General features: G+C 41.4%; 20 protein-coding genes. 10 read left to right on the top strand and 10 right to left on the bottom strand.

All coding sequences use genetic code 11. From position 1 onward, the window contains the following. Positions 1 to 137 precede the first annotated feature (137 nt). Complete coding sequence (gene menD / locus HWQ39_RS29800; protein WP_292853447.1) at positions 138 to 1892, top strand: 2-succinyl-5-enolpyruvyl-6-hydroxy-3-cyclohexene-1-carboxylic-acid synthase; 1755 nt, start codon at positions 138 to 140, stop codon at positions 1890 to 1892. Positions 1893 to 1901: 9 nt separating this feature from the next. On the opposite strand, the gene HWQ39_RS29795 is transcribed toward menD, so the two are convergent. Beyond that, positions 1902 to 2057: a hypothetical protein gene (locus tag HWQ39_RS29795; protein ID WP_292853445.1), complete on the bottom strand. Its 156-nt coding sequence runs from the start codon at positions 2055 to 2057 to the stop codon at positions 1902 to 1904. A 101-nt stretch (positions 2058 to 2158) separates the two neighbouring features. Beyond that, positions 2159 to 3436 (bottom strand): adenosylhomocysteinase, encoded by a 1278-nt coding sequence (gene ahcY, locus HWQ39_RS29790; RefSeq protein ID WP_292853443.1) that lies wholly within the window; start codon positions 3434 to 3436, stop codon positions 2159 to 2161. 391 nt (positions 3437 to 3827) lie between these two features. Here ahcY and HWQ39_RS29785 point away from each other — a divergent pair, with 391 nt between their 5' ends. After that, entirely contained in the window at positions 3828 to 5495 is a 1668-nt protein-coding gene (locus HWQ39_RS29785) for a mechanosensitive ion channel family protein (RefSeq protein ID WP_292853441.1), read from the top strand. A 138-nt stretch (positions 5496 to 5633) separates the two neighbouring features. Here HWQ39_RS29785 and HWQ39_RS29780 read toward each other — a convergent pair whose 3' ends face one another. The 5 genes from HWQ39_RS29780 to HWQ39_RS29760 form a co-directional block, all read right to left on the bottom strand. After that, the gene (locus HWQ39_RS29780) at positions 5634 to 6605 is read right to left on the bottom strand and encodes a photosystem II assembly protein (RefSeq protein ID WP_292853439.1); all 972 of its coding nucleotides are present in this window, start codon (positions 6603 to 6605) and stop codon (positions 5634 to 5636) included. Positions 6606 to 6692: 87 nt separating this feature from the next. Beyond that, complete coding sequence (locus HWQ39_RS29775; protein WP_292853437.1) at positions 6693 to 6923, bottom strand: hypothetical protein; 231 nt, start codon at positions 6921 to 6923, stop codon at positions 6693 to 6695. Next, positions 6916 to 7854: a radical SAM protein gene (locus HWQ39_RS29770; protein ID WP_292853435.1), complete on the bottom strand. Its 939-nt coding sequence runs from the start codon at positions 7852 to 7854 to the stop codon at positions 6916 to 6918. The genes HWQ39_RS29775 and HWQ39_RS29770 overlap by 8 nt, the downstream gene beginning before the upstream one ends. A 66-nt stretch (positions 7855 to 7920) precedes the next feature. After that, complete coding sequence (locus tag HWQ39_RS29765; RefSeq protein WP_292853433.1) at positions 7921 to 8700, bottom strand: class I SAM-dependent methyltransferase; 780 nt, start codon at positions 8698 to 8700, stop codon at positions 7921 to 7923. Positions 8701 to 9479: 779 nt separating this feature from the next. Continuing rightward, entirely contained in the window at positions 9480 to 10352 is an 873-nt protein-coding gene (locus HWQ39_RS29760) for a D-alanyl-D-alanine carboxypeptidase family protein (RefSeq protein ID WP_292853431.1), read from the bottom strand. A 380-nt stretch (positions 10353 to 10732) separates the two neighbouring features. Here HWQ39_RS29760 and mnmG point away from each other — a divergent pair, with 380 nt between their 5' ends. The 5 genes from mnmG (at position 10733) to miaB (ending at position 19162) form a co-directional block, all read left to right on the top strand. After that, positions 10733 to 12655 (top strand): tRNA uridine-5-carboxymethylaminomethyl(34) synthesis enzyme MnmG, encoded by a 1923-nt coding sequence (gene mnmG, locus HWQ39_RS29755; RefSeq protein WP_292853525.1) that lies wholly within the window; start codon positions 10733 to 10735, stop codon positions 12653 to 12655. A 329-nt stretch (positions 12656 to 12984) separates the two neighbouring features. Continuing rightward, positions 12985 to 14316 (top strand): hypothetical protein, encoded by a 1332-nt coding sequence (locus HWQ39_RS29750; protein ID WP_292853429.1) that lies wholly within the window; start codon positions 12985 to 12987, stop codon positions 14314 to 14316. Positions 14317 to 14563: 247 nt separating this feature from the next. Then, positions 14564 to 15916 (top strand): histidine phosphatase family protein, encoded by a 1353-nt coding sequence (locus tag HWQ39_RS29745; RefSeq protein ID WP_292853427.1) that lies wholly within the window; start codon positions 14564 to 14566, stop codon positions 15914 to 15916. Positions 15917 to 16080: 164 nt separating this feature from the next. Then, the gene (locus tag HWQ39_RS29740) at positions 16081 to 17361 is read left to right on the top strand and encodes a dihydroorotase (protein ID WP_292853523.1); all 1281 of its coding nucleotides are present in this window, start codon (positions 16081 to 16083) and stop codon (positions 17359 to 17361) included. Positions 17362 to 17791: 430 nt separating this feature from the next. Continuing rightward, positions 17792 to 19162 (top strand): tRNA (N6-isopentenyl adenosine(37)-C2)-methylthiotransferase MiaB, encoded by a 1371-nt coding sequence (gene miaB / locus HWQ39_RS29735; RefSeq protein ID WP_292853425.1) that lies wholly within the window; start codon positions 17792 to 17794, stop codon positions 19160 to 19162. Positions 19163 to 19489: 327 nt separating this feature from the next. On the opposite strand, the gene HWQ39_RS29730 is transcribed toward miaB, so the two are convergent. From HWQ39_RS29730 to HWQ39_RS29720, 3 genes are all read right to left on the bottom strand, one after another. After that, on the bottom strand, positions 19490 to 22090 hold the full coding sequence (locus tag HWQ39_RS29730) for a tetratricopeptide repeat protein (protein WP_292853423.1): 2601 nt from the start codon (positions 22088 to 22090) through the stop codon (positions 19490 to 19492). Continuing rightward, positions 22091 to 22528, bottom strand: coding sequence for a hypothetical protein (locus HWQ39_RS29725; protein ID WP_292853421.1), 438 nt, complete (start codon positions 22526 to 22528; stop codon positions 22091 to 22093). Between the two features lie 141 nt (positions 22529 to 22669). Next, positions 22670 to 22915, bottom strand: a complete 246-nt coding sequence (locus HWQ39_RS29720; RefSeq protein ID WP_292853420.1) for a hypothetical protein — start codon at positions 22913 to 22915, stop codon at positions 22670 to 22672. Between the two features lie 96 nt (positions 22916 to 23011). Between HWQ39_RS29720 and HWQ39_RS29715 the strand changes: the two genes are divergently transcribed. From HWQ39_RS29715 to HWQ39_RS29705, 3 genes are all read left to right on the top strand, one after another. After that, entirely contained in the window at positions 23012 to 23407 is a 396-nt protein-coding gene (locus HWQ39_RS29715; protein WP_292853418.1) for a hypothetical protein, read from the top strand. A 676-nt stretch (positions 23408 to 24083) separates the two neighbouring features. Then, positions 24084 to 24425 carry an NINE protein gene (locus tag HWQ39_RS29710; RefSeq protein WP_292853416.1) on the top strand — a complete coding sequence of 114 codons (342 nt, stop codon included), beginning with the start codon at positions 24084 to 24086 and terminating at the stop codon, positions 24423 to 24425. 24 nt (positions 24426 to 24449) lie between these two features. After that, on the top strand, positions 24450 to 25151 hold the full coding sequence (locus tag HWQ39_RS29705; RefSeq protein ID WP_292853414.1) for a helix-hairpin-helix domain-containing protein: 702 nt from the start codon (positions 24450 to 24452) through the stop codon (positions 25149 to 25151). Positions 25152 to 25307: the final 156 nt, after the last annotated feature.

Here is a 25307-nt window from a genome sequence, read left to right as displayed (position 1 = left end):
AGAAAGTTGAGCAAGTTTGCTTGGAGATTTTCTTTCCCAGAAACTCGCTTGGCGGTGTTGGGTTCCATCACCGCATTGATGGATTTTAAATTGAATTTCCCTAGACAAAATCTAAAATTTAAGATTGTTTTATAACTATGTTTGATTTAATGCCGATCGCTTATAGGAATGTTAATCAACTTTGGGCTTATATTTTAACAGAGACACTAAAGCGGTTGGGATTGACTTGTGCCATCATTTGCCCCGGATCGCGCTCTACACCTCTAGCGATCGCCTTTGCTCAACAAGTACCTGAGATTGAAGCGATTTCCATTCTTGATGAACGTTCCGCCGCCTTTTTCGCTTTGGGACAAGCTAAAGCAACCGGACGCCCTGTGGTAGTTGTTTGCACTTCTGGTACAGCAGGGGCAAACTTTTATTCAGCAGTCATTGAAGCGAAAGAAAGTCGCGTACCACTCTTGCTATTGACCACCGATAGACCCCCAGAATTGCGAGATTGTCACTCTGGGCAAACTGTGGATCAATTGAGATTATATGGAAACTACCCAAATTGGCAAACAGAGTTAGCCTTACCCTCAGCCGATTTGGGAATGCTAGCTTACCTGCGACAAACGGTAATTCATAGCTGGGAAAGGGCGCAAACTCCTACAAAGGGGCCAGTACATTTGAATATTCCCTTTCGCGATCCCTTAGCGCCTGTTCCTGATGGAACTGACTTGAGTTATTTGCGATCGCAGTTTCACCCAGAAGACTTTTTCGCAGGAATAGCAAACCCATACCCTATGCGCCATTCCCAATTTCCCATTCCCCAAGAGTGGAAAGAATGCGATCGCGGTATCATCATCGCAGGTGTCGCCCAACCGTCGCAACCAGAGGAATATTGTCGAGCGATCGCGCGCCTTTCCCAAACTCTCAAATGGCCTGTGCTAGCAGAGGGACTTTCCCCACTGAGAAATTATGCCGAACTCAACCCTTATTTGATTTCAACTTATGATTTGATTTTGCGAAATCAGCAATTAGCCAAGCAGTTAGCACCCGATATGGTGATTCAAGTGGGTGAAATGCCTACTAGTAAAGAACTGCGTACCTGGATTAGCACAACCAAATCGCGACGCTGGGTAATTGATCCCAGCGACCAAAACCTCGACCCTTTGCATGGGAGAACGACGCATTTACGGATATCTATAGAAGATATAAAAGCACAAGAGATAAATTTATCCTTCTCCTCAGACTATGGAAAGCAATGGTGTGATGCGGAAACTAAAGTCAGGTTAGTTGTTGACCAGACGATGGGGAAAATAGATGAAATGATTGAGAGTAAAGCAGCTTGGTTAATTTCTCAGATTTTACCGCCAGGAACGCCTCTATTTATTGCTAATAGTATGCCTGTGCGGGATGTAGAGTATTTCTGGAAACCGAATAATTTAGGAGTGCGATCGCACTTTAACCGGGGTGCAAATGGCATTGATGGCACATTATCCACAGCTTTAGGAATTGCCCATCGCCAGCAAAGTAGTGTGATGTTGACGGGAGATTTGGCACTGTTGCATGACACCAATGGTTTTTTAATCCGCAATAAGTTTGTCGGAAATCTGACGATTGTATTAATTAACAATAATGGCGGTGGCATTTTTGAAATGTTACCCGTTGCCAAGTTTGACCCACCATTTGAAGAGTTTTTCGGCACTCCCCAGGATATTGATTTTGCTCAGTTGTGTGCAACTTATAATGTGCAGCATGAATTGATTACTTCTTGGCAACAGTTACAGGAAAGATTAAACCATCTTCCAACTATAGGAATTCGAGTTTTGGAGTTGCGGACAAATCGCAAAGCTGATGCCAAGTGGCGACAGGATAATTTACGGAATTTTGCCGTAGATATTACAATTTAATTATTTCATTTAGTTTTTCCCTCTGCGAAATTGCTCCTTGAGAGTAATTTCAATGGGGTTGAGAGCATTCCCCAAAACAGATAAAAAAATCGTACCGATAATGAAGGGAACTAAGGTTTCCGGGTTAAAAAAAATCTTAGCGGCTTGAAAAAAGTAGTTTTTCATAGCTGGATATAGTTTATGTAATGATTGCGTTCAAATCTTAAAATACAAAAAAAGGGATAAGCTCAAAAGCCTATCCCTCAGAAAATCAACTAATCAATGTATCAAGTTCCACTTGTCCAAGAGTTAATGTACTCAATTTGATCTGCTGTTAGGCTATCAATCTTGATACCAATAGCCTGCAACTTCAACCGAGCAATTTCTTGATCGACTTCAACAGGGATTGAGTGCAAACCAGGTTGCAACTTACCCTTATTCTTCACCAGGAATTCACAAGCCAAAGCTTGGTTGGCAAAACTCATATCCATTACCGCGCTGGGGTGTCCTTCAGCCGCAGCTAGGTTAATCAAGCGTCCTTGTCCGAGAACGACTACTGATTTACCATTTTTCAACTTATACTCTTCAGTGAAAGGACGAACTTCTTTGATTTCCTTAGCTTGTGCAGCCAAGTATTTCAAATCAAGTTCTAAGTCAAAGTGACCGGAGTTACAAACGATCGCACCATCTTTCATGACATCGAAGTGTTCGCCACGAACGACGTGCTTGTTACCAGTCACAGTGATAAAAATATCACCTTGAGGTGCAGCTTCAGCCATTGGCAGGACGCGGAAGCCATCCATTACGGCTTCAATTGCCTTGATGGGGTCGATTTCGGTTACGATGACGTTAGCACCCATCCCACGGGCGCGGAGGGCTGTACCTTTACCACACCAGCCATAACCGACGACGACAATGTTTTTACCAGCCAACAAAATATTTGTGGCGCGGATAATGCCATCTAGGGTTGATTGCCCAGTACCATAGCGATTATCAAAGAAGTGCTTGGTATCCGCGTCGTTGACGTTGACTGCGGGGAAGGTAAGAACGCCTTCTCTAAACATGGCGCGTAACCGCACAATACCAGTGGTGGTTTCTTCGGTGCTACCAATCAAATCAGCAATTTGGTGTTGGCGTTCTTGTATCAAAGTTGCAACCACATCGCTACCGTCATCAACAATAATGTTGGGGCGGTGATCTAAAGCTATTTGAACGTGGCGGTTATAAGTTGCGTTATCTTCGCCTTTTTGAGCAAAGACGGGAATTTCGTGATCGAGGACGAGGCTAGCGGCTACGTCATCTTGGGTTGATAAGGGGTTGCTAGCAATTAAAAGCGCGTCTGCACCACCAGCTTTCAGAGCGATCGCCAAATGTGCTGTTTCGGTTGTAATGTGGGCGCAAGCTACAAGGCGTAAACCAGCAAAGGGTTTCTCGATAGCAAAGCGATCGCGGATTTGCCGCAAAACTGGCATTTCGCGTCCAGCCCATTCAATGCGCTGTCTTCCCAAGGCAGCTAGGCCGAGGTCTTTAACCTCGTGCTTTAATCGGGGAGAAGTTGCGGTCATCAAAAGTTACCTCAAAAAATTAAAAAAGCTACGTAAAATTTACGCACTCTATTAGGTTATTCTACTACTGCTGATTTTTGCTGGCAATTAGCAAATTACTAATTAATAGTCTTCAAAACTAGCTTGACGTTTGATCAGCGCAATGTCAACTTCCTCTCCAGGTTCTTCCTTTTTGTTTTATCTTTGGTAAGAGTTCAAATTATCTCTGTCTTAGCTACTGATTTTCAGCATTTTGTCATCTCTCTAAAGATAGAGTACAAGCAAAACAACATCAAAATTTCATCATTTAAAAAGAAAACTTCAACTTTAGATAGGTACATCTACCCAAAGATATTGCAGAGGATAGCTATAGAAATAGTCACTAGTAGATTTTACTCAAGGAGGTGTTTGAGTGCGCTTTCAATTTTTGGCGTTGGCTTTGCCCGCCGTAGGCATCGCCAGTTCAATAGCTATATGCGTTGTATCTGTGCCAAAAGCCACAGCCCAAATTCCTTTTTTACCGCAACTGCAAGCTCCCAGCAGTGTGAGTAATGATTCAGATAACAGAGTTGTTTCGGGCTGGATTTATTTAGATGGTCGTCGGTTATTTCAAATAGCGGCATCAAGAACCAACTTTCCTGAGCGTTCAGAAGATATTCAAAAGAAGTTGGAGAAAATTGGCCAAAATTACTTTCAATCACCAGCAAAAACGCCAGTCAAGGTGGAAGTTCGGAAAGTCAACGAATTACCAGTAATTTATGTCAACGGTCAATATCTGATGACCGTTACTTCTGAAGATGCTGGACTCCGACAGGTAGATATATCAACATCGGCAAATCAAGTCGCCGAATCGTTACAAGAAGACTTGCAACAAGCCAAGCAAGAAAGGCAAACTCAATCTTTAATCGACCAAGGTAAAATTGCTGGCGGTATCGGACTAGCAATGATTGTTATGAGTTGGGGGGTATATAGCTGGCAGCGGGGTTCTCAAAAGGATTTAGAACACTCCATTGCCTCCCAACCGCAAAGGGAACTCTTCAACTACCCAAAACCAGCAGATCAAGTAATTACAACACAACTAAATCAACGACAACAGCAACATCTTCAAGAAGCTAAGAGACGATTATTTCAGCTAAGTCAAGCCGGAATTTGGGGAGGTGGAAGCTTTTTTATTTTGGGTCTATTTCCCTATACACGAGGTTTTCAGGTAGGAATTCTCACAGCCGCCCAATTTCCTTTGCGATTAGGTGTCGTATTTCTGGGAACCTATGTAGCAATCCGTTTAACCTACGCTCTGATTGACCGCTTTGCCTCCACTTTAATCAGCAGTGGTGCTTTTTTAACTCCAGAAAGTTCTGCACGGCTACAACTGCGAGTTTCCACATTTTCTGGTGTGACTAAAAGTATCACTACTGCTATTTGGGTAGGAGTAGCCTTCTTGCTAGCGCTAGTATCCTTGGGAATAGATATCGTTCCCTTGCTAGCGGGTGCTAGTTTAGTTGGTGTTGCATTATCTCTGGCATCGCAAAACTTAATTAAAGATGCGATTAACGGTTTCCTGATCATTTTAGAAGATCAGTATGCTTTAGGCGATGTGATTACTGTGGGAGAAGTGGGAGGCTTAGTAGAAACTCTGAATCTGCGGATGACCCAAGTGCGGGATTCTGAAGGGCGCTTGATCACGATTCCCAATGGTGAAATCAAAGTTGTTGCCAATCTTTCTAGTCGTTGGTCACGAGCCGATTTAACAGTTCCCATCGCCTACCAAGCCGATACAGAAGAGGCTTTAAACTTGATTGCAACTATTGCCAATAAGATGAATCAAGAAATGCAATGGCAGAGTCAAATTTTGGAACCGCCGCAAGTTTTGGGAATAGATCAATTTGGCGATCGCGGTTTGATTATCCGTGTCTGGATTAAAACACAGCCCCTTAAACAATGGGATGTAGCACGAGAACTTCGCCGCCGCCTAAAAGTTGCCCTAGACGAAGCGGGAATTTCCATCTCCGTGCCTCAACAAGCAATTTGGGTCAATGACGATCAGTTGTTAAATTTTCAAGGAAATGGCAAAGCTAATTAGAAATAGGGTACAAGCCCCCACCAAATTGTAGATTTGGCGGTCAACAAGAAAGTCGCAGGTTTAAATCCCCGACTGATAGCAACGCTCAAGGATTCGCTTTGCGCGTCGCTATCAAGCGTCTTGATTCTGAATTCTTCTTCAATATAATTTTTTAGCCAAGATTACATAATCATCTAATGTATAGTGTAACTGATGCTTCTGAGCAAAATACTTTTGGAGTATTGGACTCATATACAGTTGTTTTGGTAATTTTTCTCGAGCAAATTTACCAAATTCAGCAATGGACAAAGGTGTTCTTGAACCTGTTGAGGTTAGATATTTATACCAGACTAACTCTAATCCAAGTTCTGCCAGAAATTTATCCACTACATTTTTTTCCTGTTCTTGGTTTTCAACTTGGTGAATATCAGAAATCTTGAATATTTTTTTATTTTGCACAATTAGCAGAATATAACCTGATTTTTTTAAGCTAGTGGCAAATATTTGCTTATAAGTATTATTAGCTTCAACTCTCTTGGCTTTATCTATAAAAAAGCAATGGGAAATTACGATAAAGTCGAAAAAATCTTGGGGTAGATTATTTGATTGGCTTTCCCAAGTAAAAATATCAGTAGTAACAAAGCGAAAGAAAGCATTTACTGGCATTGGACGTGATTCTATATATCGTCGCCAAAACTGAAGTCCGCGAAATTGGAAAGCATCTTGTTTTTCTAAAGAGTAGTAGGATATGTGCATTTGTGGAATATGAAAAAAACCGCTACTACTTTGGAGAAATAAAGCTAAACCATAAGCAACTGTTCCTGGGCCTGCTGCAATATCAAGGATATTAACCTTACTTGGCAGTAAAGCATCCTGGTAAATGAGAAACCAAGCTAAATATATGCAATATACATTCTCTAAAAAATACTTCATAAAATAGACATGAGGAGTTAGACTAAAACGGTAGTCTGGAGCTTGCCCAATTTTTAAGTTATTAATATCCTCAAGAGCATCTTCTAGCTTAATAAATAACTTGTTTTCAGGAATCTTACTAAATTCTTCCTTCAGATATTCAACTAGATTTGATTCCAAGTCATCAAATATACATTCATCAATACTAGTAAATTGCAATTTAGATTCATCATGCTCTATTAAATTAAAAACCTTATAGATATATTTAATAAATTCCTCATCTGGGATTAATATGAGATTATCTTTTTACTGAGATGCTTCTGTTAGTTGTTTACTTAAAGTTTCTGTTTGTCGTTTGTATTCTTGTGAATAACGTTCAAGTTGAAGTTTATCCCTAAATAGTTTTTCTAACCATGAGAATCTTGCACCTGATTTTTGAATCTCTTGCAATAGTTGCACTGCACGTCGGATATCCCCCCGCTTTAAAGATAATTTTAACTGCCGACTTCGCCACCAATTTACGATAAGATTATTCATAACCAAATCCCTCTTTGCCTTCCATAATTTCTACACCTGGAAGCCGAGAAACTAACTTTTCCTTAAATTTCATATAGCTTAATTGCTCGTCTTCATACCACCAAGCGTATTTTTGCTTAATTTCTTCAGCTTCTTGGCGAGTTGATGCGATGAGAGAACGACTGTGGCTAGCATGAAAAGCTTGAATGACAACCCTATCGGCGATAGCTAGTTTGTCAATAAAAGTAGCTTCATCAGTTGATAAAGTAGGAAGCAGAGGGGTAATAGTGATAGAAACTTTAGGAACAAAACCTTTGAAATAATCAATACTTTGTTTAATTTTAGCGATCGCATTTAGTCTAGCTTTAATACTTGGCGATCGCGGTTCAAAATCTTTTCTCACTAATTCACTCCCAGTCGGAATGCTCATATTAATTCGCAATCGCTTAAATCGTTGTAAATAATCAATATCTCTAGTAATAATTGGGCTACGAGTTTGAATCACCAAAGTTGGAGTTGGATAACCGTCAATCCCCATATCTAGCATTACCTCCAACAACCGACGAGTCAGTTGATGTTTAGACTCAAGTGGTTGATAAGGATCGGTAACGCTACTCATGTATATACTAGGGGGAGTGTAAGGATTTTTTTCATACCATTTTTTTAATTCTTTCGCTAATATCTCAGCAGCATTTTCCTTAAAAATTACCCATTTACCCCAATCTTGGCGCATTTGAGCATTAGGGGTAAATGCAGCAGCATAGCAATAACTACAACCGTATTGACATCCCCTATAAGGATTGAGAGTAAAATCATAATTACCAATAAAACCAGTAGCTTTTGTTAAAAGTGATTTAGCATTCTGGGCATAAACATTGACATCTCCAAACTTTTCTCTGACTAATTTGGTAGGATTGCATTCGCAATAACCTTCATATTTTTGTTGTACCATCTGAATCCTGATATTTATTGAGAGTGAATTAATGCACTCTACTTTTTATAATTCCCATTTTTCTTTTTAAATAGCTTCACCAAGGTATACGCTAGTGCGATAAACCATATAGATAAAACCATTCTCATCACGAAAGTGCTGATATAATTCTTGAAAATTGTTAATAAGCTGTTCGTATACCCAGCCTTCATGTGGGAGATAAGAAACACTCTTGGCTCGTCCAATCAGTCCAGTTAAATCTAATTGTTGCCTAGAAGTAAAAGTATATTCCTGGATGTTAATAAAATGGGGAGTTATGAACAGTGGCTCTACCGACTCCATTCGAGATTCTGCTGGGTGATTATTAGATGCTTCGCGGACTAGTCGGCTATATTCTGTAGTTAAGGCATCTTCTTTATCTCGATTATTCCACACCACGGCCAAGCGTGCTGATGGTTTTAAAATACGGCGAAATTCCAATAAACTTGGTTCGGGATTGAACCAGTGGAAAGCTTGAAAACAAGTAACTAAATCAACTGAATTATCAGGGAGTTGGGTCAATTCTGCTGTTCCATCACGAAACTCTATCAAAGGATATGCTTGGGCAGCTTCTCGCATCGCCGCGTTTGGTTCTATGGCGATGATATTAACTTTGCGTTCAGCTAACAGTCTTGAAGCAATTCCTGTACCTGCACCAATATCTGCTGCTACAAGTTGTGAATTATCACCTAATCCTTCCAAGATAATATCAATTGCATCTGCGGGGTAACTTGGTCGATATTTTACATAATCCTCTGCTCTCTCAGAAAATCGGTTGAGTGGGTTTAAGGTATGTAAGGGAGTTGTTTCAGGATTAATTTGACTCATGGGTTTTTATGTAAAAGTGGAAGTGCGTAGGCGTAGCCAGTCGTAGACATCGCTGTAGTCTAGTCAGAGTAAGAGTATCTCAATTAAGCTTTAGCATTCATGATACATTTACTCCAATTAACTATGAGAAAGCAGTTAAATTAATTCAACAATATACACTTAACCTTGAAATTAGAAAGGCTATTTTAGATATTCTCCAATCTCGTCCTAGCACTGATGCTTACTATAGGAATCATATTTGATTTTTGAAAAGATACGTAGTCGCGTATCAAGGCTAAAATGTTACAAAACAATTGTAGGTTGGGGAGCCACTGCGTTGCGCGGGTTCCCGGCGTTGTAGCAAGTGGCGTTGGAGGCTTTGCCAAAGCCAACATCCTGATACATTATATTTGGGTTGCGCTCCGCTCCACACAACCTACCTCTAAGAGGATGTTTTAAAAGTGGGTGGCTGTAATTTTAGGCACTTTTAGATTCCCCCAACCCCCCTTAAAAAGGGGGGCAAAGTCTCTAAAAGTCCCCCTTTTTAAGGGGGATTTAGGGGGATCTAAAACGTTTTGCTACCGAGCAGATGACTTTTAAAACATCCTCTAATGTACTATTTTAAGCTTGCCACACTAGTAGGGTGCCCTACGCGAAACACTAATACACTACAAATATTTAATTTTTTCAAAAATCAAACTGAATTTATATATAAAGTAAATTACCGAGTAACAGACTACTATGTTGTTAGATGATTACGGGCGTTAGGCCAACAGTAGAAGTTTTATGCTATCTAACAATCATAGTGGCGTTATCCAATAAATAATGCCCCGAATAACTTGTTTATTAAAACCAAACAGGGATAAATTCTCTTCAGATAAACCCACATAAGTCCAATGTGGAGTATCATTTTCTACTGTTTGAAACCAACCATTTTGATTCAGAGCTTTTCTTTGTTCTTTGCTGCCTACGCGTAAATCAATTGCTAATCCCCAGAGATGTTGAGAAGTTCCGGGAGGTGCAACTAAACCAAGAATTTTTGTTTCTTTACCCTGTTGAACTTTTGCTAAAACTTGATCGTTAGCATATTTGTGCCAAAATCTTAAATTCGTGTTAAAAGTGCGGGTACAATCACCAGAACCATAACCAGATTTTAGTGGAATCTGTTGCTGAACTCGTGCTTTATTTAAAGCATCAGCCGCCGATTTTTGTAAGTAACAGTCGTTGGTACCATCAACATGACCCATTGTTAAAGTAGCTTGAAAATCTTGAGTTTCTTTTTCATTAGCGAAGATATCTTGTTGCGGCAGTTTAATCCCAACATCTTGATTTACAAAGACTGCACCATAAGTTCGTAGTAACGTATATTCATAAGTACCAGACTGAGGAATTGTAGGTAATTTTCTAGCGATCGCAGATAAAAAACGCTGTTGATTATTTAATTTTGGATCGGGAATAAATGGTTTTGATGTTGTTTCTTTAGAGATATCTGTACAAAGCAATGAATCAGTACTCAAGCATCCGTTTAATGGTTGGGCATTTATAGCAACTTTGTGGCGGGTAATCTCATTACTAGCTACTAAAACAAAAATCATCAAGATAACTATCATGATGAAAGTTGCTTTTCTGATAGCTCTATTAATATTTATTTTCTTACTGATGGTGAGTTTCATTCTTAAATAATTGCTTGTTGCTTGGTTTGAAGGTAAAATAAATGGATTTATTAAAAATATTTCTTATTTGTTTTTATTTAAATGAAAGACAATTTATTGATGCTGGACATTGTTTTTTATAGAAAACCAATATTAAACAATGAGTTAATTTATGTGATATCCAACTACATGAACAATAGCTGTGATAAACAAACCGGAACGTTGTCACAAAATTTAAAAAAAGATTATATTTTTTACTTAATGCTTAAGTTTAAAAATAAAAACTTGCTTTGATTTGAGTACTAGTAATTTTGATAACTTTTTTAGCAGAAAGTTACATCCATGAAATCACTGGAACAGTTAAAATTGAAAAGAACTCTCAGCTTGCCGATCCTGTAAGTATGACCATGCACAATTCCGTTGAATTTCAAGACGCTTTTGATGTCATAGTCGTCGGTGCAGGTCACTCCGGTTGCGAAGCAGCTCTCGCCTCTGCACGCCTCGGTTGTCGTACCCTGCTATTGACGCTCAACTTGGATAAAATCGCTTGGCAACCTTGTAACCCAGCGGTGGGTGGCCCAGCCAAATCTCAGTTGACTCATGAGGTAGACGCACTCGGCGGAGAAATTGGTAAAGTAGCAGACCGTACCTATCTGCAAAAACGTATCCTCAACTCTTCACGGGGGCCTGCTGTGTGGGCATTACGCGCCCAGACGGATAAGCGCGAATATGCAGCAGTGATGAAAAATATTGTTGAGAATCAAGAAAACTTGACAATCCGCGAAAGTATGGCGATAGATTTGGTGCTGGGTGCTAACGGTGAAGTCATTGGCGTTGAAACTTATTTTGGTGTGGGGTTCCAATGTAAAGCAGTTATCTTGACAACTGGCACTTTCCTGGGGGGCAAAATTTGGGTTGGCAATAAATCAATGCCAGCCGGACGCGCTGGGGAATTTGCCGCTGAAGGATTGACACAAACCTTAAATCGCTTGGGATTTGAAACCGGCAGACTTAAAACTGGAACTCCGGCACGGGTCGATAAGCGATCGGTAGATTATAGTAAAATGCTCATTCAGCCAGGGGATGAAGACGTGCGCTGGTTCAGTTTTGACCCCGATGTGTGGGTCGAACGGGAACAAATGCCTTGCTATATCACCCGCACCACCGCCGAAACCCATCGCCTAATTCAGGATAATTTGCACCTGTCGCCAGTTTATGGCGGTTGGGTGGAAGCCAAAGGGCCGCGTTATTGTCCCAGTATTGAAGATAAGATTGTTCGCTTTGCTGATAAAGAAAGCCATCAAATCTTTATTGAACCGGAAGGAAGGGATATACCCGAACTTTATATTCAAGGGTTTTCTACAGGGTTGCCAGAAAATCTGCAACTGCAAATGTTGCGGACTCTCCCCGGTTTGGAAAAATGTGTGATGCTGCGTCCAGCTTATGCTGTGGAATATGACTATTTACCAGCAACTCAGTGTTACCCCACATTGATGACTAAGAAGATTGCGGGACTGTTTTGTGCTGGGCAGATTAACGGTACTACAGGTTATGAAGAAGCCGCAGCTCAAGGGCTGGTGGCGGGAATTAATGCAGCTCGATTTGTTCGCTCTCAAGAAATGATTGTGTTTGCGCGCGAGCAAAGTTACATTGGGACGCTAGTTGATGACTTGTGTACAAAAGACCTGCGGGAGCCTTACCGGATGCTTACCAGTAGGTCAGAGTACCGATTAATATTGCGTTCTGACAATGCCGACCAACGCCTAACACCCTTGGGACGGGAAATCGGTTTAATTGACGATCGCCGTTGGGATATGTTTATTGAAAAACAGGGTAATATCACCACAGAAAAACAAAGATTACAAGCTACACGAGTGAAAGAACATGATGAAATGGGAATAGCGATCGCATCTAATACCCAACAAGCAATTAAAGGTTCAATTACCCTGAACGACTTGCTGCGGCGTCCGGGATTCCATTACGTTGACCTCGACAGGTTCGGATTGGGAAACCCCAACCTCAAGCGCGCTGAGAAAGAAGGCGCAGAAATTGACATTAAGTATTCTGGCTATCTCGCTAGGCAACAACATCAGATTGACCAAATTGCTCGGCAAGCGCACCGCCAGTTACCTGCTGATTTGGACTATACAACAATTGATACTCTTTCCAAAGAAGCACGGGAAAAGCTGACTCACGTAAAACCACTGACTCTTGGTCAAGCATCACGTATAGGTGGTGTAAACCCAGCAGATATAAACGCTTTATTATTATATCTAGAATTGCGTAGAACCAAGAACCAGCAACAGTTTCGAGCGTTAGCTTAACACCAACTTCATAAATACTGAGTATAGTAGTAAGGAGGGAGATTGGTATGATAGATGACATAACTCCTAGTACTGCCATCATCAACAATCCCCAGATGAAAGTTGAGTTTAATACCAACGCTTAATCAACTCGTCTTAAGAGAACCGGGATTGGATGTTTCATCAAGGAAGGGAACAGGGAACAGTTTTTTCTATTTCATGTTCCCTGTTTGGTAGTAAGAGACCACCTATTTCCTGTTGCCGATTCCCTATTCTCTCTTTAAGAATAATCCCAATTTCCAGGCAGTAGAGACGGCGTTTCCCCGTCCTAGCAACAACCCAGAACGTCTATGTTACAAGAAGCCAGCACCCGTCTCATAGTACCAGAACCATCAGAAGACTTAATCGCCAACGAGCCTTGGTCGATAGAAAACTATGCTGATGGCCTCATGGATGAACTCTTTGCCGATATCGACTACATTCTGGATGTTAGTGGTAATCTGCCTTCTCAAGCTGTTAGGCACCACTCTGTTGCTGGGGTTTCTGCCCAAGCTCAACGCCAGTCACCTCCAGGATATGTGCCTCTGCAAACAGTTACAATACCGCAGATTATTTTACCAGACAGCCTAAATCAGTCAGATGCTCAAGATAAGCATAAGCAATTGAGTACCTTTGTGTTTGATAGCGGCGCTGTGAAAGCAGTTAGTAGAAAGCGTCAGAAAACTAGGCCGGCTTTGGGCAAACTGCTGATGGTGGGAACAACTTTAGGCGTGGCGATCGCAGGTATAATTTACCTGGTGCAGTCTGGAGTTGTATATCTTTTAAATGCCAAATTGCCCGAATCAGCGCTTCTAGTGACACAATCGCAGTCACAGCTACCTGTCAAAACAGAACTTGAGGCAGAGTTAGTTGACTATATGCTCCAATCACTAGCAGTCATAGATAAGCAAGGAGCAACACCCAATCAAAAATCTTTCAGTCGCGGATTCTCCACTCAGGCAAATAGTAAACAAATAGCCCTTGGTAACGAGCAAACAACAGGTAATCTGCCAGCACTTCCACTTCTAACTAACAATACATCATCAGCCTCCAACCGTTCTGGGAGTGTTGTTGAGCGCATCTACGTTCCTGTTTATCAAGCGCCGTCGCCAATGCGCTATGCCCTTCCAGCTATTCCTGGGACTTCTACACTTCTACCACAAGTTGCCAATGTATTGCAGGGATCTCAACCTAATGTTGTGAAAACTGCCCTGAATACAGTGCGGCAAGCTGCCAAGCCTGTAACCGTCAATATGTTAGCTGCGGCTGTACGATCTGAACTCAAGCCAGTAGCGGGGAAAACTGCACCCATTACCGTGCGGCAGACACCTAAGCCTCTGCCTGCATTACCAGTAGTTCCATTACGTGCTGCACTCGCCCCAGAGTCAGAACCAACTATTACCCAGGAACAAGTATATCCTGCAACTGCGATCGCAGAGGCTCCGAGTAATACCTTAGAGGGATTGCTAGAGTTGGGCAATAAATCTGCTGCATTGTTTAAAATTGATGGCGTGACTCGCCGCATCAATATGGGTGAAAGTATCGGCTCAAGCGGTTGGACACTAGTGGATGTCAGTAACGGCGAAGCAGTCATCCGGCGTAACGGCGAAGTGCGCTCAATTTACGCAGGCCAGAAATTGTAAAAGTTTTTCAGTCAGCAAATCTTCTTAATATTTAGTGTCTCATAACCTCGAATTCTATTAGAATTCGAGGTTATAGCTTTAGGGATTTCCAAGAAATTATCCAAAACAAGTTTCTTTCCCCCTGCTCCCTACTCCCTGCCCCCTGCCCCCTGCCCCCCTGCCTCTTCTTCAATCCGCCTTCTTGAGTCGATAATTATGCAATCATTTTGCAGTAAAATTAATCGTCAAGATAGAGGAGGGCTTTGAGATGACTCGTGTCATCATTGTGCGCCACGGTCAAAGTGGTTATAATACCGAGCGGCGTATCCAAGGACGTACTGATGCGTCAACATTAACCGAAAAAGGTCGTAACGATGCCAGTAAAGTAGGCAAAGCCCTCAGCAATATCTTATTTAATGCAATTTATAGCAGTCCTTTGCAACGAGCAAAGCACACGGCAGATATTATCCATAGTGAGTTAGCTAATCATGCTGAACAATCTGCTGTAATCCAAGTTTCTAATTTACTGTTAGAAATCGACCTGCCTTTATGGGAAGCACTGCTGACTTCCGAAGTCAAGCAGAAATTTGCCGAAGACTACCGCACTTGGCATCAACGCCCAGACGAACTGCGGATGCTGCTTAATGATGCACAAGGGACAAGAGAACATTTTCCCGTTCTTGCTTTATACGAACAAGCAAAACAGTTTTGGCAAGAAACTTTGTCTCACCATCAAGGCGAAACTATTCTGATTGTGGGACATAACGGAATTAATCGCGCCCTGATTAGCACAGCACTAGGAATTTCTCCAAGTCGCTATCACTCAATACAGCAATCTAACTGTGGCATCACTGTATTAAATTTTGCTGGAAGATTGGGCGAACCAGTCCAGCTAGAATCCTTAAATCAGACGCAACACACCGGAGAATCTTTACCCTCATTGCGACCGGATCATCAAGGAGTACGATTGTTGCTGGTGCGTCACGGCGAAACTGACTGGAATCGCCAAACTAGGTTTCAAGGACAAATTGATGTCCCTCTAAACGACAATGGTAGACAACAGTCGCAAAAAGCAGGCGAATTTCTCCAAGAGGTAGCGATTGATTTTGCGGTAAGTAGCACAATGTTACGCCCTAAAGAAACAGCAGAGATTATTTTAAAACAACATCCGAATGTAAAGTTAGAGTTGCAAGATGGTTTAAGAGAAATCAGTCATGGACTTTGGGAAGGAAAATTAGAAACAGAGATAGAGCAAGAGTTTCCGGGAGAGTTGCAACGTTGGCGGCTAGTACCAGCCGAAGTGCAAATGCCCGAAGGAGAAAATTTGCAACAGGTGTGGGAACGCAGTGTTGTTGCTTGGCAATCTATTGTACAAGCCGCATTAAATAATGAATTCAAAACTGTATTAGTAGTAGCTCATGACGCTACTAACAAAACTTTGCTTTGTCACATTCTGGGCTTATCGCTGGAAAATTTCTGGAATTTTCGTCAGGGTAATGGCGCAGTCAGCGTTATTGACTATCCTTCTGGAATCGCTGATTTACCAGTCTTGCAAGCGATGAACATCACCACTCACTTGGGTGGAGGCGTACTAGATAAAACAGCTGCGGGAGCGTTGTGAGTAATGAGTCAGGCGTGAGGAGTTAGGAGTTAAGTTAAAAGTGAAAAATTATGAGTTATGAATAAAGTTAAAAATGATCGGCAAGGAACAAATAACTGGTAAATCTTAACTCATAACTTGTAACTTCTAACTCCTAACTTTATTTTTAACTCCTAACTAAAAAAATTATGATAGAACTGCTGCAAAAAGTACGGGTGATTGATCCGGTTTCTGAAATCGATGAACTCTTTGATGTACTGATTACTGATGGTTATATCAAAGCAGTAGCTTCGCACATTTCTGATATTAGTTCCGATACTAAAATCAGAGATTGTCAGGGATTAGTTCTTGGCCCTGGGTTGGTGGATTTGTACAGCCACTCAGGTGAACCTGGTTTTGAAGAACGAGAAACTATTTCGTCTTTTTTACAAGCTGCTGCCGCTGGCGGCTTTACCAGAGTTAGCATTTTACCCGATACATCTCCAGCTATTGATAACCCTGCACTTGTGGCACAGTTGCAGCAGAAGAGGAGAGGAAGTTTGTCTCCCCTGCACCCCTGCTCCCCTACTCCCCTGCTTCATATCTGGGGTGCTATCACCCTAGATGTTGCTGGGAAGCAAATGACGGAATTGGCAGATTTAGCGGCGGCTGGAGTTGTTGGTTTTACAGATGGTAAGCCGTTAGAAAATTTGGCGTTGGTGCGAGGAGTGTTAGAGTATCTCCAGCCGTTGGGGAAACCAGTAGCGTTTTGGCCTAGCGATCGCCAATTAACAGCAAATGGTGTAATGAGAGAAGGGCCCGATGCTCTCCGTTTCGGTTTACCCCCAATACCCGCCAGCGCTGAAACAACTGCGATCGCAGCTTTGTTAGAATTGGTTGCAGCAATTGGTACACCAGTCCATATTATGCGCGTTTCCACCGCTCGCAGCGTGGAATTAATCGCCTCAGCTAAAGCGGCTGGTTTACCAATCACTGCCAGCACCACCTGGATGCACCTTTTACTGGATACAAAAGCAGTTAAGAGTTATCACACTAGCTTGCATTTAGACCCGCCTTTAGGTAATCCTCGTGATGTGGTGGCGTTACGTGCCGGAGTCCGTACAGGTGTGATTGATGCGATCGCTATTGACCACACACCCTACAGTTATGAAGAAAAAGTCCAAGCCTTTGCCGAAGCACCAGCCGGAGCAATTGGTTTGGAGTTAGCATTACCTTTGCTGTGGCAATATCTCGTTGAAACTGAAGAATTTACAGCTTTAGAATTATGGCGGGCATTGAGTACCAGTCCAGCAGAGTGTTTAGGGCAGAAAGTAAGTGCGATTCTACCTCATCAACCAGCAGAACTTACTTTATTTAATCCCCAGCAAACCTGGAAAGTCGAACGGAAAAGTCTTTATACACTTTCACAAAATACACCTTGGTTAGGACAACAGTTAAAGGGTCATGTTGTGCAAACCTGGTGCTGATTGAGTGTTGAGTGTTGAGTAAAAATACTAGTTCCTAAAACATTTTCATGCAAAGCTTTTGAAACTCGTTTAAGAGGATGTTTTAAAAGTTCTTTCGTCGGTAGCAAAACGTTATCGATCCCCCCAACCCCTTTTTAAGGGGGGCTTCAATTCCGGTTCCCCCCTTTTTAAGGGGGGTTAGGGGGGATCTGAAACAGTGAAATACTTTTCAAACAACCTCTAATTTATACTGCCTCGTGCCTCCTACCTCTGATTTCTAATCGCCAGAGCTAGTATTGGCATTTCAAACTTATAGAATAGAAATAAAGCTTATAATACATTACGCTGATTAAGCAGAGTCGCCCATGACCGAAAACGACTCATGAGACAAGCCCCTAAATTTATTGATGGGGATCATTAATTTTGAATTTTGAATTCGGAGCGAAGCGACGTGACCACTTCTAAACGCCAATATCACATCACTACTTTCGGTTGTCAGATGAATAAAGCTGACTCAGAGCGCATGGCTGGCGTTTTGGAAGAAATGGGCTTTGAGTGGTGCCAAGACCCAAATAACGCAGATGTAATTCTCTACAATACCTGCACAATTCGGGATAATGCGGAACAAAAGGTATATTCTTACCTGGGCAGACAAGCAAAGCGCAAACATGAACAGCCAGATTTAACCCTCATTGTGGCTGGTTGTGTTGCCCAGCAAGAAGGAGAAGCGCTGTTGCGGCGAGTGCCAGAATTAGATTTGGTAATGGGGCCACAACATGCCAACCGTCTGAAAGATTTGCTGGAGTCGGTCTTTGAAGGCAACCAAGTTGTAGCAACTGAGCCAGTTCACATTATTGAAGATATTACCCAGCCGCGACGAGATAGTAAAGTAACTGCTTGGGTAAATGTGATTTACGGCTGTAACGAACGCTGCACTTATTGCGTAGTTCCCAATGTGCGCGGTGTCGAACAATCTCGCACTCCATCAGCTATCCGGGCTGAAATGGAAGAATTAGGACGGCAAGGTTATAAAGAAATTACTCTACTCGGTCAAAATATTGATGCTTACGGCAGAGATTTACCCGGAGTGACAGCAGAAGGTAGGCATCTGAACAACTTTACAGATTTGCTTTATTACGTCCATGATGTGCCGGGGATTGAAAGGCTAAGATTTGCGACTAGTCACCCCCGTTATTTTACTGAGAGATTAATTCAGGCTTGTGCTGAGTTGCCCAAGGTGTGTAAACACTTCCACATTCCCTTTCAATCTGGGGATAATGAACTTTTAAAGGCGATGGCACGGGGTTATACCCATGAGAAATATCGCCGGATTATCGATACCATTCGGCGGTATATGCCAGATGCTTCCATTAGTGCCGATGCCATTGTTGGTTTTCCTGGTGAGACAGAAGCACAGTTTGAAAATACTCTCAAACTGGTGGAAGATATTGGCTTTGATATGTTGAATACAGCAGCATATTCGCCGCGCCCAGGGACACCAGCCGCTTTGTGGGACAATCAACTTAGTGAAGAAATAAAAAGCGATCGCCTGCAACGGCTCAATCATTTAGGAAACTTGAAAGTAGCAGAGCGATCGCAACGTTACTTTGGACGCATTGAAGAAGTTTTAGTAGAAGACCAAAATCCTAAAGATCAAACTCAGGTGATGGGACGCACTGGTGGTAATCGTTTGACCTTCTTTAGCGGCAATATCAAAGAACTCCAAGGGCAATTAGTGAAGGTAAAAATTACCGAAGTTCGCCCTTTTAGTTTGACGGGTGAACCAGTTGAAGTGAGGCAAACCGTTTTGCTGACAAAATAACTGTCATTGCCTTCGCGTAGCGTCTCGTAGAGAGGAGGGACGACGAACGCAAGTGCGTTTCGTAGACAAACAATCGCATGGACTCACTCTTCGTTAGAGATTTTGCGATTGCTTTGCTTCGCTCGCAATGACATACAAAAAAGTGGGATGCTCCCGGCATTGTCTTTAAGCAAAAGTTTAGCGATCGCACCTTTGTTGATGAGAAAAAAGCGATGCCTTCTCTTTCAGAGACGCTACCGCCAACGGCAACGTCTTCTCTTCGAGACGCTGCGCGAATGATCGCTCTAAACTACTAGATTGCAATCTCTATCGCCTGAACTCGCTCTTTTAATTACGAATTAATTTTTTAGCCAATCGCCACAATAGATAAAAAGGTAAAATAAATATTGCTAACAAGATTTGCACAAACTGACCTAACTGACGTAACCAGATAGCACGGGGAGTAGACTGGCGTTGCAGGATTGCTAGATTTTCTCGAATTGTTGCTGTAGTGGGATGATCAACCCCGAAAATGCGATCGGACATTGCCAAGGCTTCTTTGTAGAGAGGTTCTGCATCGCTGTAGCGCCCTTGGCTATTGTAGAGTTCTGCTAAATTGTTCAAGCTAGTAGCGACATTGGGATGGTCGCTAGCAAACAGGCGCTTTGTCATTGCCAGGGCATCAATTAAGAGAGGTTCGGCATCGCTGTAGCGTCCTTGGCTATTGTAGAGTAAAGCTAAATTGTTCAAGCTAGTAGCGACATCGGGATGGTCGCCAGTAAACAGGCGCTTTCTCATTGCCAGGGCATCAATTAAGAGAGGTTCGGCATCGCTGTAGCGTCCTTGGCTATTGTAGAGTAAAGCTAAATTGTTCAAGCCAGTAGCGACATTGGGATGGTCGCTAGCAAACAGGCGCTTTGTCATTGCCAGGGCATCAATTAAGAGAGGTTCGGCATCGCTGTAGCGTCCTTGGCTATTGTAGAGTAAAGCTAAATTGTTCAAGCTAGTAGCGACATCGGGATGGTCGCCAGTAAACAGGCGCTTTGTCATTGCCAGGGCATCAATTAAGAGAAGTTTGGCATCGCTGTAGCGCCCTTGGCTATTGTAGAGTCCTGCTAAATTGTTCAAGATAGTAGCGACATTGGGATGGTCGCTAGCAAACAGGCGCTTTCTCATTGCTAAGGCTTCAATGTAGAGAGGTTCGGCATCGCTGTAGCGCCCTTGGCTATTGTAGAGTTCTGCTAAATTGTTCAAGCTAGTAGCAACATTGGGATGGTCGCCAGCAAACAGGCGCTTTCTCATTGCTAAGGCTTCAATGTAGAGAGGTTCGGCATCGCTGTAGCGCCCTTGGCTATTGTAGAGTTCTGCTAAATTGTTCAAGCTAGTAGCGACATTGGGATGGTCGCTAGCAAACAGGCGCTTTGTCATTGCCAGGGCATCAATTAAGAGAGGTTCGGCATCGCTGTAGCGCCCTTGGCTATTGTAGAGTCCTGCTAAATTGTTCAAGCTACTAGCGACATTGGAATGATCGCCAGCAAATAAGGACTGGCAAACATTTACGCATTCTTCACTCCAAGGTTCTGCTAATTGATATAATCCTTGTCCTTCGTAAAATCTTTTTATCCCTACAAATATCCAAATTACTTCATCATTAGGAACTGATGCTAGAGAAATTATCTCTGCCTCTTTTGCTTGCTTTATCTCTGCAATTAAACGGTTTCCCAGGTCTTCGAGATGAGGAACAACATCTCTGATGTTTTCAATCTGCTCAGAAGTTGGTGAATCGGGAAGTATTTGGGCAACGGTTATCATAGCGATCGCAAAGGTTGTTTCTAAAACTGATTTGGTTTTGCCGGATGCCGCTAACTGCTCTTGCAAAAACCACCGCACTAAGGTATGAATTTTATAACATCCTTCTCTCTCTTCTACCCGTTGCAGCAAGTTACGCCCATAGAGTTGCTTTCTAGCTTCGTTTAATTCATTTTCTGACCAAGTTAGCTGTCTTTCTTCCTCATTTTCTGCTTCTCCTCCACCTGTCGCTACCCAAATAACCAAATCCCAGAGAATTAGTGCAGGAGAAAATAAACTCAACAATTTTCCTAGTTGTTGCGCCAGTGGGTCGAGTTCTGACCAAGTTAAAGCAAAGGCGGCTTTGACTCCCAATTGAGTCGAGTTGAGAGTTTCCCGGTCTTGTAAAGCTGCTTCTGTTAATTTACGTTCTTGCAATCGCCCAAACATGATATCTAAAGATATGTCCGGGTCGCTTGCTAAATAGCCTCCCACTAACTCTATGCCTAAGGGCAAATATTCCAGACATTCACATATTGCTGTTGCGGCTTGTGCTTGGTTTTTGACTCGCTTATTTTTTTCCCCTAACAGTCGTTTTAACAGTTCTAAGGCTTTGCCTGGTTCTTTTTGGGGTGAGAGAACATCTAAGGGAATCTCTTGAATAAAATTCGGGTCTAAATTTCGCAGTCGAGTAGTAATTAAGACTCGAAAGCGGTTATTGTTGGGAACGACTTGGCGGAGGTTGTCTAAATCAGTTACGTCATCGAAGACGATTAAAATTGGCAACTTAGAGTTAGGATATCTAGACCAACACCAAGCGACTTGTTCTTTAAGGTTTAAAAGTCTTCCTCCTAATTCTTGGGGAATCTCAAAACCTAATTGGAATTGGAAATACTCTAAAACTTCGGCAGTGAGATTGGTTTCTCTGTCGTTAAACCAGGCAATCCCGCCATAATCTTGTTGATATCGTCTAGCGTATTGGGTGGCTAATTCAGTTTTGCCCACGCCACCCATTCCCGCTATTGCTACATAATCTCCGCGCTGCAAGTCTTCATGCACCATTCTCAGTTCCGTTTCTCGCCCAACAAAATTAACAGAACCGCGATAAGGAATAGATTTTGTGGGGCTTAACTTTGTCCGTTCCCCGTCAGACGACTCCACTCAAAAATTAAAAGTACTACCTCTTTGGTCAATGGTTTGGTTTTGAGCCGCATTAATTGCTTTTTCGATGTTTTGGGTAAAAGTTGAAGGGTATGATTGTTGAGATTTTTCCACAGCCGCTTTTATCTCCTTCAGAATTTCAGCCAAGTTAGAGGGTGGATTATTTTCTGTTAATAATGCTAAATCTTGCATAGCTTGAGCCACTTTAGGATTAGCTTTAGCCGCAGATTCCACCTCTCGTACAGTCTTGTCATAATCAAGTGGTTGTTCTGGTGCTTTCTCGATCGCTGCTACAGTATGGGGAGACTGTTTTTTCAGCGTGACGAGAAACTTACCAGTCTTATCTACTAAAGACTCTGTGACTTTTTCGGTTGTTTTTTCTAAGGCTTTGGTGGCTATTATAGTGCCAATTGCGATCGCAGCAGTTTCCAGTATCATATCTTGCTTTGACTATGTGTATGGTATCTAAATATTAATACACCGCCTTTGTTCTAAATTCCCTAATTTTTAGTATCTAGCCCTGGCAATTATAAATTGCGGCTATACAAACAAACTCCGCCTACGCGGACTAATAAAAAATTAAGGGCTTGTTGAAACCCGCGTAGGCGGGTTTTGTCTGTGTAGCCGCAACTTCCAGTCGCTTAGTGCAACTGTTTCATCAACAAAAACATCTTTTTCATCAACAAAAACATCTTTTTCATCAACAAAAACATGTCTTTCATCAATAAAAACATGTCTTTCATTAACAAAAACATGTCTTTCATTAACAAAAACATGTCTTTCATCAACAAAAACATAATTTTTGTGATAAATACTGATATTCAAGTCATACCAGATACTAATTTATGAGGATTTTACTGAACTAGGATACAGCTTTAGTAAGGCAAACTAGCTCTAAAGCAGAATAAAAGGGATACATTTATGCCTGGGAAGCAACGTACATACCGCGTTTTAGAAAAAGCTGAATTAAGGGCGGCGGGACTTAAAGCAATTGATCCCAGTATGGATTTTGGGGATGAGCGCAATTTACAAAATATGACACAACTAATTGAGCAATACCGGAGCAAAATAGATGCTTATAATACTGCTCTTGCCGTGATTGATTCTTCTAGAACTGAGATGGACGAATTGGATAAAAATTTAAGCGATTTAACCGAAAAAATGCTGATTGGGGTTGCTTTTAAATATGGCAAAGATAGCCGGGAATATGAAATGGCGGGTGCTGTTCGCAAAAGCGATCGCATCCGTAAAAGCACAGCAACACGCTTGAGAGCAATTTCAGAGGAAGCAGCTACTAAGAGTGATAAAACTGCATAAAAAGTGCTTTCAGATTAAAGCCTGGGGCTACTGAAACAAATTGTACTAAAAACAAGCTTTTAGGCATGAATCAGAGTTATACAAAGTAGGGCAATAAGTACTAATTACTGTCATGCTTTAATTTTGGATTATTTTATTGTCTAGAACAACAATCAAAGCTAAACCTCAGTGTTTTTTCTGCTTTGTACTTTACTTTAGTCATCAGGAACTTTACGTAAATTTGTTGATGTAACTATAAGTAAATTCGGTAAAAATTGTGAGGCTTAACAGATATAAATTAGATAAAATTACCTTTGTATATGGTCAATATCTGTTAAACCAAACAAACTTGTTGCAACCAATCAATTGTTGAGAAGCAATTATTGTTCAACATAACTTTATCTGCTAATGAGCAACTTGAAGAACCAAAAACTAAAACTTAAATTTTATCAGTTACGTTTATTTCCATATATAGTAATTGGTTCTCTAATTTTTTACTTCAATTCCAACCTAGATTTAAACTATCTATTTAAAGGATATTTAGTCTTAATAGAATCCCAGCTATGTATAATTATTGTTTTTTTGATGACAGGGAAATTCAATAATAAAACACATAAATAATTAAGGAAATTTAAAAATTTTGATTGTATTGAATGGTAATAGATATTGATTAGAGTTAATTAAGGAAAGAAATGACATGAGGAGTAAATCTACAGCAATTCTGCTTTGCTTTTTTGGTGGGTTTCTGGGAATTCACAAATTTTATTTAGGACAAAATGTTGCAGGTATTTTGTACTTGTTCCTTTCTTGGACTTTTATCCCGGCATTAATAGCCTTTGTTGAGTTATTTGTGCTAATTACTATGTCAGATATTGAATTCAATACAAAATATAACCAAGGTGTAATAAACACAGGTGGAGCCGTATCTGCTAAAGATGCAACCAGTGCGCTAGCTGATTTAAAAAATCTTTTTGATTCTGGTGTAATTACCGCAGAAGAGTATGAAGAAAAACGGCAAAATCTTCTGAAATTTTTGTAAATCCAAATCATCAGTCAATTTATTGTGTCACAATCTAAATATTGGTTTCAACAAACTCCTGCTTGGGTATGGTTCTCATTAATTCCGATATTAGGAGGATTTGCCATTGCCTACGGTGGTTACAAATCTAAGACTAAGACTTGGATTGTTATAGGAATTATCATCTCTGCTTTAGCTTTTGCTTTTTCGGCAAATAATTTTGCGTTAGCAATTTGGATGGCTCAAATCGCTGTAGCATTCTACCTGAGAAAATCTTTTTTAGTTAAAACTTATCCGAAGAATTTACCAATTCCTGAAGAACAAGAGTTAGCAAATCTAGTTGCCAGTAATCGGGATAAAGTAGATATTAATGAATGCTCTAAAAATGAACTAGTTAACTATTTAGGGCTCCCGATAGTCTATGCAAATAACATTGAATCTCTAATGAATGAGGGATATGTTTTTACTCATGTAGAAGAGTTGATAGAAATAGCCGGAATTCCCGAAAAGCAAGTGGCTAGAATTACACCGCTAATTACTTTTGGCTACAACCACAAAAAAGAAGCTGATTTTTCTTGGAAACGATTAAATACATATTCAACTCCAGAATTGATTGCTTGTGGATTAGACGGAGCGATCGCAGAACAAATTGTAGCAGAAAGGCAACGACGAGGTGAGTATAAATCGTTAATTGATGTGAAACAGCGTACTGGATTACCCTTAACTACTTATCAGCATATAGCTTAGAGGTTGTTTGAAAAGTCCTATTGTAGGTATCAAAACGTTCTAGATCCCCCTAAATCCCCCGATCAATTGGGGGACTTTAATTCCGATTCCCCCCTTTAGAAGGCAGGGCTGTTTCATTCCCTAAAACAGGTAAAATTGCAAGGGTAGAAGGGGGGG

Source organism: Nostoc sp. NMS8, from assembly GCF_017115045.1.
Lineage (GTDB): Bacteria > Cyanobacteriota > Cyanobacteriia > Cyanobacteriales > Nostocaceae > Nostoc.
This window is presented reverse-complemented; position numbering and strand designations above follow the sequence as displayed.